The following is a 15,200-nucleotide window of genomic DNA, read 5'->3' on the forward strand; positions in this document are numbered from 1 at the left end:
AGGCCAAATTTGAATAAGTATAATCTAATAATATTGCCCCTTATTACCCTTCTGTTATCAGGCTGTTTAGGCACTCGTTATTTAGAGGGTAATGAAAAGCTATTAGTTAAAAATAAGATCAAAGGTGAGGTAAATATACCAAATAGTGACATTGAACCGGTAATTATTCAAAAGCCAAATAAAAAATTACCCATTATTCCATTTGCTATTTATGTATGGTTTTATGAAACCGGAGAAAGATATTATGATGTTGATGAGATTCTTGAGGATAAGCAGGAAGTAATTGAAAAGTACAATAGCAGAATCGAGGAGGCTGAAAAAGAGAAGAAAAAGAATAAACTACAAAGAAAAAGGCGCAAGAAAGTATCGAAGATAGATAAAAAACTGGAAGAAGGAAATTTATTAATGCGCTGGGGAGAACCACTAGCAGTTTATGATAGTTCCCTATCTTCAACCTCCGCAGCTGCAATTGAGCAGCTTCTAAAAAATAAAGGCTATTTCAATGCAGAGGTAGATTACCATATTGACACTGCCAGAAACAATGAAAAAGTTATTGTTACCTATGAACTTAATCCTAAAGCAAGATATTTGATCAGGGATGTTTCATACGACATTCAAGATTCAACTTTAGAGGAGACTCTTTCAAAAGCTAAGGACATACGAAAAATCAAGACTGGTGTAGCTTATGATCAGGCAATTCTGATAGATAAGCGAAATGAACTTGATGCTTATCTGAAAAACCATGGTTACTTTAATTTTAACAGGGAATACATTAGGGCGACTGTAACCAAGCATGATTCACTAAATGTTGTTGATATTAACATCAACATACTTAATCCAGAAAATAAAAATTCCCATAGTCTATATAAAATTGATTCTGTAACGATGGTTACTGATTCAGATGTTAAAAATAAAGAAGAGCCGAGACAAAAAATTTACTATAGAGGAATCAGTTATAAGTATTTTGAAAAAACCTATTCTTCAAAAGTACTAACCAGTCGTATTTTTGTTAAACCAGGTCAATTATATAGCAGAGAAAACATATTCGACACCCAGAGACAGTTGGGTACACTTGATATGTTCAGAACTATTAATATAACATATGATACCCTGGGTGGAAATATTGATGTATTTATATCGGTTACCCCACTGAAAAAGTTTCAGATGGCAAATGAATTTGGCCTGGGTATTAATATTAGCCAGGGAGTTCCGGGGCCTTTCTACAACCTTACTCTTAAAAACAGAAATACATTTGGTGGGTTAGAAATACTTCAGTTAAATGCAAGGGTAGGTTTTGAGCGAGTGGCTACTGAAAATGAGTCTAATAATGAGTTTTACAACAACAATGAATATGGTGCGAATTTAAGTTTGACATTCCCTCAGTTTATTCTTCCGTTAGGTGAAGCCAGAAAAACAAATATGGGTAAGCTAAATCCGACAACTAAAATCTTAACGGGTTATAATTATGTATCCACACCGGAATATCAACGGGAAAATATTAACGCCTATATTTCATATCAATGGTTCAAACATCAAAAAAATTATTATAATCTAACACCACTTGAGGTTTATTTAATCGACTCCGAAATCAAAGACTCATTGTTTCAGGCCAGGCTGAGAGAACTTGAATTACAAGGAAATAGTTTGATAAGAAGTTTTGATCCTTCTTTTGTGAGCGCCACATATTTCACTTTTACAAAGAACATTAATCAATACGGACAAGGAAGCGATAATAATTCTGCATATTTCAGACTATTGCTTGAACACGGAGGGATTATACCGGAGTTTAATAGTAGTTTAACTTTTTTCAAATACGACAAAGTATCGGTAGATTTTCGTCGATTGATAGTTTTTGATGAACGAACTCAACTAGCTTACAAAATTAAAGGAGGTGTTGCTGTCCCTTACGGATCAGGCAGTGAAAACCTTGCTCCTCTCCCCTATGAAAAATACTTTTTCACCGGAGGAAGTAACTCTATTAGAGCCTGGCGATCAAAAAGGCTTGGTCCCGGAGATTACCAACCTTTATTTTTTGTTGGAGATACTGATTCATTAGCTTACGATGACAGATTTGAGCAACCCGGTGAGATATTATTAGAAGCCAGTATCGAATTCAGACAGAATCTAGCTGGATTCATAGATATTGCGTTTTTTATTGATGCAGGTAATGTATGGCGGCTAAAGGATGTTAATCTTAATCCAGAGGGAAGTGCTAATACTGAAAATGGTAAATTTGAATTTGAGAATTTTTATAAAGAAATCGCTGTTGGAAGTGGTGCTGGTCTCAGGTTAGACTTTTCCTATATTGTAGTTCGGTTTGATGTTGGTGTGAAAATTCATGACCCTGGCAGAGCTGAAGGAAGACGATTTATATGGGATGAAGGATTTAACAAATACCCATACAATACCAGAGCTGCAGACCCATTTGTTCTCAACATTGGTGTTGGATATCCTTTCTAGATTGAAAAATCCGGGATACTAAAACATATCTGTGTCCCCTTTTGTTCTTCAGAATTAACTTCTATTTCACCATCCTGAGCCTCTACAAAGTCTTTGCATAAATTTAAACCAAGTCCTGTTCCTGCTTCCTGAAATGTTCCCGGCTTAGAAAGAACATCTTCATTACTAAATAAGTCATTAAGCGTTTCTTTATTCATTCCGACACCATCATCTTTAACACAGAGCCAAAGTATACCACTCCTCACACTGGCTGTAACAATGATTTCTCCATTTTCATTTGTGAATTTCACGGCGTTACTAACCAAATTCCTCACTACTGTTTTTAACATATTCTTATCATAACGAACGGTGATTTTTTCATCAACATTATTTACAAATGTGATATTCTTAAACTTAAGATCCATATCAATAAGTTGAGCACAACTATCTACCATTAATCTTAAATTCACGGATTCAGGTTTTGGTTTAATACCACTCATTTGACTTTTTGCCCATTGCAATAAGTTCTCTAAAAACGATTGAATCTTAACTACATCTCTGCTTAAATTACCAGCGAGCATTTTTAACTCATCAGCACTAAGATTACCACTTGCCAATAACCGCAATACGGAGCCAAAGGAATTTAAAGGCCCCCTGAGATCATGACTTATAATAGAAAACAGTCGATCCTTCACTGAATTTAATTGTAAAAGCTCATCTCTGTGTTCTCGAATCTGCTCTTTTTGATTATTTAAATCGGAAGTTCTTTGGTTGACCATTTCTTCCAACATTTTATTCCGCTTCTTAAGAACCTTTACCCTGCTGCGTTGAATAAAAAGGAAAAGAAGGATAATAATTCCAGCCAGAAGAACAATAAACCATAGTTTTTTATAAAAATATTCTGCTTTTTCAATAGAAAATGATGCAGCATTTTTACTTTGAACACCGTCACCATTTATAGCTCTCACCATAAAAGTATATTCACCTTCCGGAATATCATTATAAAAAGCAGACCTGTTATTTCCTCTTTTAATCCATGTCTCATCATAGCCATCCAGCATATATTCATATGATACTTTATCTGGTTGACTCAAACTAATTCCAGTAAATTGTACTTCAAGCCTATGCTTACCTGGACTGATTTGTATGTTTTTACTGTCTTTTACTATTTCTCCATCCAGAATTATATTTTCAATGTGAATCGCAGGTGGAGTAAGGTTTTGTTTGATCTCAGAGGGATAAATGATCGATATACCTCGGGAGGTAGAGACCCATGTCCCACCATTATCATCAGCCAAACCAATTGATAAAGAGGCAATTTCATTTGATAACATTCCATCACTTCGGGAATACATCTTTGCAGAAGGTAATGTGGATGTATTGCCGTGAATAAAATTTATTAACTCTTTTTCGTTTATTCGTAGCAAACCGTTATTCGTAGTAAACCAAAGATCCCCTCTTTTACCTTTAATAATCTGAAAAACAGTTTGTTTTAGAATATTCTCATTCCCATTAATGAATTTCGGTTTATCATCTTCTATCTTAAAAAGGCCTAGGATAGAACCAAATAATAAAGTACCATCATTCAATTCAGTAGCGCGAAAAACGATATTCCCATCATTTACATCATTGTCAGCTATTTTTGATATAGTTTTATCTCTTATCCTAAAAAGTCCCTGACCATTAGTACTTACCCATATCGTTCCTTTTTTATCTCTGTACAAATTTAAAATCCAAGAATCTGCCAGATCAGAATCATTTGAAAATAATTTAACTTCCTCATTTATGAAGTTGTAAATGTAAAGACCTTCAACTGTACCTATTAATAAAGAAGAATCATCATATTTGATAATGTCTCTTATCTTTTCTGATTTAAATTCACTTTGCAGCCCAATTTGTTTAACAATTTGACCGTTTTCAACTTTAATTAACCCACTATAGGATGCCAGCCATAACGAATTATCATTTTCAATATAAATATCCCTTACATCTATTCCTTTGGTAGATGTTAAAAAGTGAAATTCACCTGAATAAAACTCTGCAACACCATTCTGAGTTCCAATAAATATTTTTTCATCACCTCTGATAATAGAATGAACGCTATTAGAAGGCAGCCCTTGATATTTGGTGATATTTATAAAATTCCCTCTTTTAAACCTTATTAATCCTTGATCATTAGTACCAAACCAATAGTTACCCTCAAAATCTTCGATAATTACTTCGATAACTCCAGTTCTTAGTCCGATATTATCTCCCACATAATAGCCTGAACCATCATCTAATATAGCAACACCTGCATTTGTACCAATAAATACTTTTCCATGTACATCTTCAAAAATGTAGGTAACTTCATTTCCTGGTAAATCATTTCGAGTGTACTTTGCCAATGTATTATTTCTTAAGGTATATAACCCATCGGTTCCCCCAAATAAAACCGAGCCATTTGAAATCCCATATACCGCATTCCACTCTATTGAGGGTAAATAATTATTTAATAAGTTCATCGATTGATCAAAATGGAAAATTCCATTTGCCAGGGTGGTTATAAATATATTATTCCCTAAAATGTAGGTATCAGTTACTGTTACCTTTGCAATCTCCGGGTGATCAACATTCCGGTACTTCCCAGTATTTTTGTTGAAAAATAAAACACCTTCACGAGTACCAAGTATAAATTCTTTTCCAGAATCGGAAATTGATGTGATGACACCATTTGAAACATTTTCTGGAATAAAGGATTGAAACTTTTCATCTTTATATTTTAACAGCCCCTGACCATTGGTTCCGATCCACAAACTACTATCTGTATTAGAAAAATAAAGCGATAAAAAACCTGATGATTTTATAGAAGGATGAGTTGAAAAATTATATAACTCAATATCATATCCATCAAATTTACATAGCCCGTTATATGTAGCAAACCAGAGAAAGCCATTTTCGTCTTGAATGATATCCCTGATAGAATTATTTGGTAATCCATTATCCGAATTCCAAATATCTGCCTGGTAATTCAATAATGAAAAATAGGATGGTAGATCACTTCCATTTTTATCCTGTGACTTTGAAGGAAAAATTGAAAAAATCAGAATAAAAAATACCTGCAGGAGCAGCTTAAAATTCATATTATTTACAAAATGTTATTTCACAAATATATAACCAAATTCTTTTAATTAAAATTTTTATAACAAATGTACAATAAAAAAAGACTGCCAGTTTAGACAGCCTTTTTTTATTAGTATTCAATATTATTTTATCTTAAAAATAACATTTCTCTGTATTTCACAAGAGGCCAATCTTCATCATCAACAAGCAATTCAAGCTTATCTACATGATATCTGATCGAATCAAAATACTGAATTTTTACATCATCGCAATAAGCGATTGCCTTTTCTTCCAGATCTTCAATTTTATTGATTCTCTTTCTTTCATTGGTCATATCCTTAATACCGGCATTGATTGCAGAAATATGTTCTGAAATCTTTTCGATATTTTTAACCACTTCAGTATTATCAACACCAAGACCTTTTAAGCCATTCGCGTTTGCTATCAATTTATTCTGATAGTTTACCGCTGTTGGAATAATATGATTTAAGGCAAGATCACCAATCATTCTAGATTCGATCTGAATCTTCATAATGTAGTTTTCAAGCATTATCTCATGACGAGCATCAAGCTCAACTTCATTACAAACATTATGCCTTGCAAAAAGCTCTTTAGACTCTTTTGTAACATAAGCATGAAGAGCTCTTGGAGTATCTTTGATATTAGGAAGACCTCGTTTTTCAGCTTCTTTTACCCATTCTTCTGAGTATCCATCCCCCTCAAACCTAACTTTTTTCGATTCTTTAATATATTCTCTTAGAATATTAATTACAGCAAGTCTTTTTTCAGTACCGTTCTTAACTTCCTTTTCTACAGCTTCAGCAAACTTTGTCAACTGATCTGCAACTACAAGATTTAAGGCGGTCATTGGTTGAGCACTATTTGCTTCTGAACCAACTGCTCTGAATTCGAATTTATTTCCTGTGAAAGCGAAAGGTGAAGTTCTGTTTCTATCAGTGTTATCAAGAATGATCTGAGGAATTTTATCAATTCCCAGCTTCATATACATGTTATCACCTTTTTTCAGCTTGATATTACCATTTTCTTCAAGCTCATTAAGTACTGCAGTCAATTCGCTTCCTATAAATACAGAAACAATTGCAGGAGGAGCTTCGTTGGCACCTAATCTGTGATCATTACCTGGAGAAGCGATACTGGCTCTTAAAAGCTTAGCATGCTCATCAACAGCCTTAATAGTACAAACAAAGAAAGTCAAAAATTGCAGATTTTCTCTTGCGCTACTGCTTGGTTGAAAAAGGTTTACACCATTATTAGTAATAAGTGACCAGTTGTTGTGCTTACCACTACCATTTAGTCCTTTAAATGGCTTTTCATGGAATAAGATCTTAAGCTTATGCTTTTCCGAAACTTTCCCCATCACATCCATTAATAATTGATTGTGGTCGGCTGCAATGTTTATTTCTTCAAAGACGGGAGCTACTTCAAACTGACTTGGAGCAACCTCATTGTGACGGGTCGTAACAGGAATACCTAGTTTAAGGCATTCAAATTCGAAATCCTTCATAAAGTTTCTTACTCTGGAAGGAATAGATCCGAAGTAATGATCATCCAGCTGCTGTCCTCTTGCAGGATCATGGCCAAATACAGTTCTTCCACCCATCACAAGATCGGGTCTTGCTGCATATAATGCTTCATCTATAGCAAAATACTCTTGTTCTACTCCCAAAACTGGAGTTACAGAAGTAACATTTCGATCGAATAATTTACAAACTTTTGTTGCAGCTATATTAACTGCTTCCATGGCTTTCAATAATGGAGCTTTATTATCCAGTGCTTCACCAGTATAAGAAACAAATACAGTCGGTATGCATAATGTTTCATCAATTATAAACATCGGTGAAGACGGGTCCCAGGCAGTATAACCACGAGCTTCAAACGTAGAGCGGATACCTCCATTAGGAAATGAACTAGCATCTGGCTCTTGTTGAACAAGTTTTGAACCTTTAAACTTCTCTATCTCATCAAGTGGATCAAAAAATCCATCATGCTTTTCAGCTGTTGACCCAGTCAATGGTTGAAACCAGTGAGTATAATGAGTTGCTCCTTTGTTCAGAGCCCAGGTCTTAACAGCAGCGGCAACTGCATCAGCAGATTCCTCATCGATCTTTTTTCCTTTCGAAATAGCATTCTTTACTTTTTTGAAAACATCCGGAGATAGTGTTGCCTGCATTTGTTTCAATCCAAATGTATTCTCTCCGAAATAAGTAGAAGCAGGTTTGTTTGGATAATCAGGAGTAACGATTCCCCTACTACCAAGCTGCTCAAGAGCTTTTTGTCTTAATGTAGCCATAAAATTATTTTATTGTCCAGTTAGTTATTAAAAATAAGCAATCTTAAAAAAGCTGTTTCAAAATTAACCCTTATTTTTTGCCAATTGCAAAAAAATTGTGTCTTTCAGCCTTTTTTTTCACCCAATTTAAGTGAATTTTCAAAAAAACAGCAGAAAAGAGATGAAAAAAATAACGAAAACAGTGAAAAAGCATATTATTTGATGAAATACATAATTATGGAACTTTTAACAATGTAATATCTTCCAACACGCTTATACCATTTACTATATAGTAAATAGTATCATTTTTAGTAATTTTGCGCCATGAGCAAAAAAGTAGCATTTTATACATTAGGATGTAAATTGAATTTTTCTGAAACCTCAACTATTTCAAGACAATTCGAGGAAAAAGGATTTAAGAAAGTTCCATTTACAGACACTCCGGAAATTTATATTATTAATACATGTTCTGTCACTGACAATGCTGATAAAAAATGCAGAAAGATAGTGAGAGAGGCTCGTTCGATATCACCGGACTCTTATATAGCAATTATAGGGTGTTATGCTCAATTAAAACCCAAAGAAATCTCTGAAATCAAAGGAGTTGATGCAGTTTTGGGTGCTGCGGAAAAATTCAGGCTAATCGAATTGCTTGATGGCTTTATAAAAGAAAAAGAAACAAGGGTACTCGCTTCAGAGGTTTCAGAGGCAAAAGACTTTGTTCATTCTCATTCAATTAATGACAGAACCAGAACTTTTCTGAAAATCCAGGACGGATGTAATTACTTATGTTCATTTTGTACTATCCCGCTTGCCAGGGGTAAATCGAGAAGTGACACCATAGAAAACATCCTTAATAAAGCCAACGAAATCGCTCAAACCGATGTCAAAGAGGTAGTTCTTACAGGTGTAAACACAGGTGATTATGGCATTGTTGATGGGAAACGAAAATATCGATTTTTCGACCTTGTTAAGGAACTTGATCAGGTAAAAGGCCTGGATAGAATTAGAATTTCATCTATTGAACCTAATTTATTAAGTAATGACATTATAAGTTTTGCCGCTGAAAGCAAAAGATTTGTTCCTCATTTCCATATTCCTCTTCAATCAGGAAGCAATAAGATCCTTAAATTAATGAGAAGGAGATACCTTAGAGAATTGTATGCTGAGAGAGTTGCCAAGATCAAATCATTAATGCCTGATGCATGTATAGGTGTGGATGTAATTGTCGGGTTTCCAGGTGAAACAGATGAGGATTTTATGGAGACATATAATTTCTTAAATGAACTTGATATTTCTTATTTACATGTTTTCACTTATTCGGAGCGAGCAAATACTGATGCTGTAGAACACAAAGATGTTGTTCCGATGAAAATCCGTAATAAGAGATCTAAGATGCTAAGAATTTTATCTGAAAAGAAAAGAAGACATTTTTATGAATCTCAACTAGGGAAAAACCACGTTGTTTTATTTGAAGATGATATTAGTGATGATGGTATGATGCATGGTTTTACAGAAAATTATGTAAGGGTTTCTGCAAAATATGATCCTGTTTTAATTAATGAATTGAAAAAGGTAAGGCTTGAAAGAATTGAGGATGATGGCAGAGTATCTGTAACTGAAATAGAAAATGAAGTGTTGGCACATTAAAAGCCAACACTTTTTATAATAGTGAATCTAAGTCTTTTATTCCTAGCGAAGTATTGGTAGTGAATCCTTCTCCATATTTCACTCCGACTTTATGTCCGAATTCCTTAGCTCTTGCTTCAAGGAAATCTATAAATCCCGGCCGTGATATAAATGTTTCAGGTTCATCAGAATCAGCTGATTGATCTCCTGTAAAAAACTGAGTTTTAAAAGCTTTAACAGACTCCATCTTTTTATCCCAAAATTCACTTACATCAACAATAAAATCTGGTTGGATAAAATCATTTTGAATAAAATGATATACTTTATCAGGTCTCCAGGCTTCCTGGGAAAGCCCGTTTTCATCAAAAGTTTCTATTTTGATCAACCCTGATAAAAAAGCTGAATCTCTAACAAGCTCAGCTGCCTTACCATGATCGGGATGTCGGTCTCTTATCGCATTTGTCAGAATGATCCTGGGCTTAAACTTTCTGATCGCCTTTATAACTTTCTTTTGATACTCAGGAGTATTGGCAAAAAAACCGTCAGGCAGATCGATACATTCTCTGACGTCAAGATCTAAAATAGCAGAAGAGGCTGCGGCCTCTTCTGCTCTTGTTTTATCTGTCCCTCTGGTTCCTAGTTCTCCTCTGGTGAGATCTACAACACCAACTTTCTGCCCAAGAGACTTATGCTTTAATAATGTACCGGCACACGATAGTTCTACATCATCAGGATGAGCGGCTATTGCCAGAATATCAATTTTCATAATCTTATTCAAGGTTATGATTTAGCTACTTCTTCTTCCATTTCTTTAGCAGCAAGGAATCTTTCTGCATCAAGAGCAGCCATACATCCTGAACCGGCAGCTGTTACGGCCTGCCTGTAAATAGAATCTTGCGCATCACCACTTGCGAAAACACCTTCTACATTAGTTAAAGATGATTTACCAAGAGTTTTTATGTAACCCGTGGATTCCATATCGATATAACCTTCAAAGATCTCTGTATTAGGTTTATGTCCTATTGCTACAAAGAAACCCTGGGCTTCGATATCGTACTCTTCACCAGTAACATTATTTTTGACTCTGGCGCCAGTTACTTCCTCTTCACCAAGAACTTCTACTGTCTCAGTATTCCAGAGCACTTCAATATTTTTGGCGTTATCAACTCTTTTTTGCATGATCGTACTTGCTCTCATTTCATCACGACGTACGAGCATATATACTTTATTCGCAAGCTTTGACAGGTAAGTAGCCTCTTCACAAGCTGTATCACCTCCTCCGACTACAACTACATCCTGACCACGGAAAAAGAATCCATCACAAACTGCACAGGCAGAAACACCTTTACTATTAAGTCTTTGTTCTGATTCAAGTCCAAGCCATTTAGCTGATGCACCAGTTGAAATAATTACAGCCTTTGCAGTTATCTCATGCTTGTCATCAACTATTAATTTATGAGGATATCCTGAAAAATCTACTTTGGTAACCATACCATACCTGATATCAGCTCCAAATCTCTCAGCTTGTTTCTGGAAATCAACCATCATTTGAGGACCGTTGATACCATCAGGATATCCAGGGTAATTTTCAACATCATTAGTGATTGTTAACTGACCTCCGGGCTGACCTCCTTGAAATAAAACAGGTTTTAATCCTGCTCTAGATGCATAAAGAGCTGCAGTATAACCCGCTGGCCCGGAACCGATAATTACTAAATCAATATTTTCTGTAGTCATTATAATTAAATAGTTATTACACTTTTGTTAAAACAAACTATAGTCCTAAACGGAAAAGTTGCCGTAAAGTTAAAAAAAAAGGCCTCAAATTGAGACCTTTTTCCTTAATGTAAATTTTTTATCATATTATCCAAGATATGTTTTCAATGCTCTGCTTCTACTAGTATGCCTAAGCCTTCTAATGGCTTTTTCTTTTATTTGTCTCACTCTTTCCCTTGTGAGATTAAATCTCTCACCAATTTCTTCAAGAGTTAATGCATGCTCACCATTAAGTCCAAAGTAAAGCATTATAACATCTGCTTCCCTTGCTGTCAAAGTTGAAAGAGCTCTTAATACTTCTCTACGCAAAGAATCACTCATTAATTCAAGGTCAGGCTTATCTTCTCCCTCATTCTCGAGTACATCTAGCAAACTATTTTCTTCTCCCTGGCTAAATGGCGCATCCATAGATACATGGCGACCACTGATTTTCATAGTATCAACTACTTCACTGGCAGTTATTTCAAGCACATCAGCTAACTCTTCAGGAGATGGCTCTCTTTCGTATTTTTGCTCCAGATCAGAAAAAGTCTTTGATATCTTGTTCAAAGAACCAACTCTATTTAATGGTAATCTGACAATTCGTGATTGTTCTGCTAATGCTTGTAAAATAGATTGGCGGATCCACCATACAGCATATGAAATAAACTTAAATCCTCTTGTCTCATCAAATCTTTGAGCAGCTTTGATCAAACCAAGATTTCCCTCGTTAATCAAATCACCCAGGGTAAGCCCCTGATTCTGGTATTGTTTTGCTACTGAAACTACAAACCTGAGGTTTGCCTTGGTTAATTTTTCTAGTGCCAGTTGATCTCCCTGCTTAATACGTACAGCCAGTTCAACTTCTTCATCCGGTGATAACAGATCTACTTTACCAATCTCTTGCAAATATTTATCAAGTGATTGACTTTCTCTGTTAGTGATTTGTTTACTGATTTTAAGTTGTCTCATTCGTTGTTTTTTATGATCCCACCTTAAATATAATCCGTGAAGACGAATTCTACTAACAATTAATTAGCAATATTTCAAGTTATTTAAAAATTAATTGGGATGACAACAGTACTATGCAGAATAAAATTTTGCTATAATCTCAAATAACACAGACGTTATCTTTCCTGAGATAAACAATTGAAAATATTAGATAAACACTAATTTATTAACGATCAGAAGGTAAATTAAAATTTAAACACCAATTAATACAAATTAATTCCACCTCATTAAACTTAAAAAATTCTGAAGGTCAGGAGTTGACCAACCGAAATATTTTTGAATATTTTAAAGAAATATCAAAATCAACAAAAAATTCAAAAAAAAAGAGGACTTAAAGTCCTCTTTACAATCATTTTATTCATTATAATACAGATCACTTATTCCTTATTTTGACGCTCTTTACGCGGAGGTCTTGGAAGAAGTGCTTTTCTTGACAATTTAAATTTACCGGTCTTCTTATCGATATCTAATAATTTAACCTGGACTTCTTCACCTATTTCAAGAACGCCTTCCATATTTTCTACTCGTTCCCATTTGATTTCTGAAATATGCAGTAATCCTTCTTTACCAGGCATAAATTCTATAAATGCACCAAAAGGCATAATAGACTTCACAGTTCCGGTATAAGTTTCACCAACTTCAGGAAGAGCAACAATAGCTTTCACTCTATCTGCTGCCATCTTCATTTTATCCTTATCGTTAGCAAAAATATTCACTAAACCGTGATTATCTTTTTCTTCAACAATAATAGTAGCTCCAGATTCTTTTTGAATTTCCTGAATAATCTTTCCACCAGGCCCGATTACAGCTCCTATTTGATCCAATCCTATTTTAATGGTTTCATATCTTGGAGCGTGTTCTTTATAATCTTCTCTAGGTGCAGAGATGGTTTTATTCATTTCTTCAAGAATGTGCAGTCTCCCTTTCTTAGACTGCTCTAATGCCTCTTTCAAAATCTCATGAGATAATCCATCAATCTTGATGTCCATCTGACAAGCAGTGATACCATTCTTAGTACCTGTAACTTTAAAGTCCATATCCCCAAGATGATCTTCATCTCCTAGAATATCACTTAAAATTCTGTACTTACCAGTTTCAGGATCACTTACCATACCCATGGCAATTCCGGAAACAGGATTTGAAATTGGCACTCCGGCATCCATCATTGCCATTGCCCCTGCACATACAGTAGCCATGGACGATGAACCATTAGATTCAAGAATATCAGAAACTATTCTTATAGTATATGGATTATCCTCATCAGCTGGAACAACTTGTTTAAGCGCTCTTAGAGCAAGATTACCATGTCCAACTTCTCTTCGGCCAGGGCCTCTGTTAGGCCTTACCTCACCGGTAGAAAATCCAGGGAAATTATAATGCAATAAAAACTTATTTGTACCGCTATATACAGCCCCATCAATCATTTGTTCGTCCAGCTTGGTTCCAAGAGTACAAGTAGTCAATGACTGGGTTTCTCCTCTTGTAAATACAGCTGATCCGTGAGCTGAAGGAAGATAATCTACTTCAGACCAGATCGGCCTTATTTCGTCAAACTTACGACCATCAAGCCTTAATCCTTCATCAAGCATCAGATTTCTACATGCTTCTTTCTGGATATCCTTGAAGTACATTCCTATCAATACCTCATCGTATTCACTTTCTTCTCCAAGGCTATCTATGAATTCATCTTTGATGCTTTTGAACATATCAGATCTTACATCCTTATTAGCATGCTGTTGTTTAGCAATAGCATAAACCTTAGGATATAATTCCTGATGCATTTTATCTTTTAAGCCTTCATCGTGTTCTTCGTGGCTATATACTCTTTTCTCAGAAGTCCCGACTTCTTTTTCAAGCTCTAACTGAACTTCACACTGAGTTTTAATCGCTTCATGAGCAACCTTCAGAGCTTCAAGCATTTCATCTTCCTGAACCTCCTTCATCTCGCCCTCTACCATCATGATATTATCTTTGGTAGCAGCTACAATAAGGCTTATATCGCTTTCCTCAATTTCTGATATCGGAGCGTTGATTTTCCACTCACCGTTTCTCCTGCTTACTCTAACCTCTGAAATTGGACCTCCAAAAGGTATATCAGAAACAGCAAGTGCCGATGAAGCCGCTAAAGCTGCAAGGGCGTCAGGTGAAATATCATCATCACTCGATATTAATTGAATCATTACTTGAGTATCCGCATGATAATCATCCGGAAACAGAGGCCTTAAGGCTCTGTCTACTAATCTACTGATCAGAACTTCGTGATCAGACAATCTTCCTTCTCTTTTTAGGAATCCACCAGGTATTTTACCTGCAGCAGCAAACTTCTCCTGATAATCTACACTTAACGGTAGAAAGTCAACTCCCTCCTTTGCCTCTTTACTCGATACTACAGTTGCCAATAACATGGTGTCTCCAAGACGAACGACAGCAGATCCATCGGCCTGCTTAGCTAACCGTCCTGTTTCAATAGTGATTTCTCTTCCATCCGGCAGTTGGATGGTTTTTATAATTGCTTTAGGAATCATAAAGAATTGAAAATAATATTTAAAATTTTAATTAGATGGAGTTCAGACTTCAGACGAGAGCAATATAATAAAAAAAGAGGGAATCCTATTAGAATCCCCTCTTTTGTTGTTTATTTTCTCAATTTAAGCTCCTTTAGGATCGCTCTGTATCTTTCGATATCAATTTCCTGAAGGTAGTTAAGAAGTCTTCTTCTTTTACCTACCAATCTTAATAATCCTACTCTTGTTGAGTGATCTTTTTTGTTACTTTTCAGGTGGTTAGTCAAATGTGTGATTCTGTAAGTGAATAACGCAATTTGTGATTCAGCAGAACCTGTATCATCTTTTGACTTTAACCGACCATGATTTTCAAAGATCTCTTGTTTCTTTTCCTTTGTTAAATACATGACTAGTTAAATTTTAAATGAGGTGCAAAATTATGTTATTCAATTAATGTTAACAAGTATTCC

The 15,200-nt window shown here is 35.2% G+C and carries 9 protein-coding genes; 2 read left to right on the forward strand and 7 right to left on the reverse strand.

Going from position 1 to position 15,200, the window contains the following annotated elements; genetic code table 11:
• Positions 1-9 precede the first annotated feature (9 nt).
• On the forward strand, positions 10-2,460 hold the full coding sequence (tamL, locus tag OO013_RS10650) for a translocation and assembly module lipoprotein TamL (protein WP_266056790.1): 2,451 nt from the start codon (positions 10-12) through the stop codon (positions 2,458-2,460).
• Here the strand turns inward: tamL and OO013_RS10655 are convergent.
• The gene (locus OO013_RS10655; RefSeq protein WP_266056791.1) at positions 2,457-5,561 is read right to left on the reverse strand and encodes a sensor histidine kinase; all 3,105 of its coding nucleotides are present in this window, start codon (positions 5,559-5,561) and stop codon (positions 2,457-2,459) included. The two genes, tamL and OO013_RS10655, sit on opposite strands and share 4 nt — an antisense overlap.
• A 128-nt stretch (positions 5,562-5,689) precedes the next feature.
• Positions 5,690-7,852, reverse strand: coding sequence for a glutamine synthetase III family protein (locus OO013_RS10660; protein ID WP_266056792.1), 2,163 nt, complete (start codon positions 7,850-7,852; stop codon positions 5,690-5,692).
• A 303-nt stretch (positions 7,853-8,155) separates the two neighbouring features.
• Here OO013_RS10660 and mtaB point away from each other — a divergent pair, with 303 nt between their 5' ends.
• Positions 8,156-9,481 (forward strand): tRNA (N(6)-L-threonylcarbamoyladenosine(37)-C(2))-methylthiotransferase MtaB, encoded by a 1,326-nt coding sequence (gene mtaB / locus OO013_RS10665; protein ID WP_266056793.1) that lies wholly within the window; start codon positions 8,156-8,158, stop codon positions 9,479-9,481.
• Between the two features lie 13 nt (positions 9,482-9,494).
• Here the strand turns inward: mtaB and bshB1 are convergent, their stop codons facing one another.
• The 5 genes from bshB1 to rpsO form a co-directional block, all read right to left on the reverse strand.
• A complete protein-coding gene (gene bshB1 / locus OO013_RS10670) occupies positions 9,495-10,226 on the reverse strand; it encodes a bacillithiol biosynthesis deacetylase BshB1 (protein WP_266056794.1) in 732 nt (243 codons plus the stop codon).
• A gap of 14 nt (positions 10,227-10,240) precedes the next feature.
• Entirely contained in the window at positions 10,241-11,197 is a 957-nt protein-coding gene (trxB, locus tag OO013_RS10675; protein ID WP_266056795.1) for a thioredoxin-disulfide reductase, read from the reverse strand.
• Positions 11,198-11,323: 126 nt separating this feature from the next.
• Positions 11,324-12,187: a sigma-70 family RNA polymerase sigma factor gene (locus OO013_RS10680; RefSeq protein ID WP_137090595.1), complete on the reverse strand. Its 864-nt coding sequence runs from the start codon at positions 12,185-12,187 to the stop codon at positions 11,324-11,326.
• Between the two features lie 416 nt (positions 12,188-12,603).
• Positions 12,604-14,751, reverse strand: a complete 2,148-nt coding sequence (gene pnp / locus OO013_RS10685; RefSeq protein WP_266056796.1) for a polyribonucleotide nucleotidyltransferase — start codon at positions 14,749-14,751, stop codon at positions 12,604-12,606.
• Positions 14,752-14,861: 110 nt separating this feature from the next.
• On the reverse strand, positions 14,862-15,137 hold the full coding sequence (rpsO, locus tag OO013_RS10690; protein WP_266056797.1) for a 30S ribosomal protein S15: 276 nt from the start codon (positions 15,135-15,137) through the stop codon (positions 14,862-14,864).
• Positions 15,138-15,200 lie beyond the last annotated feature (63 nt).

This window comes from Mangrovivirga halotolerans (genome assembly GCF_026241165.1).
GTDB classification, from domain to species: domain Bacteria; phylum Bacteroidota; class Bacteroidia; order Cytophagales; family Cyclobacteriaceae; genus Mangrovivirga; species Mangrovivirga halotolerans.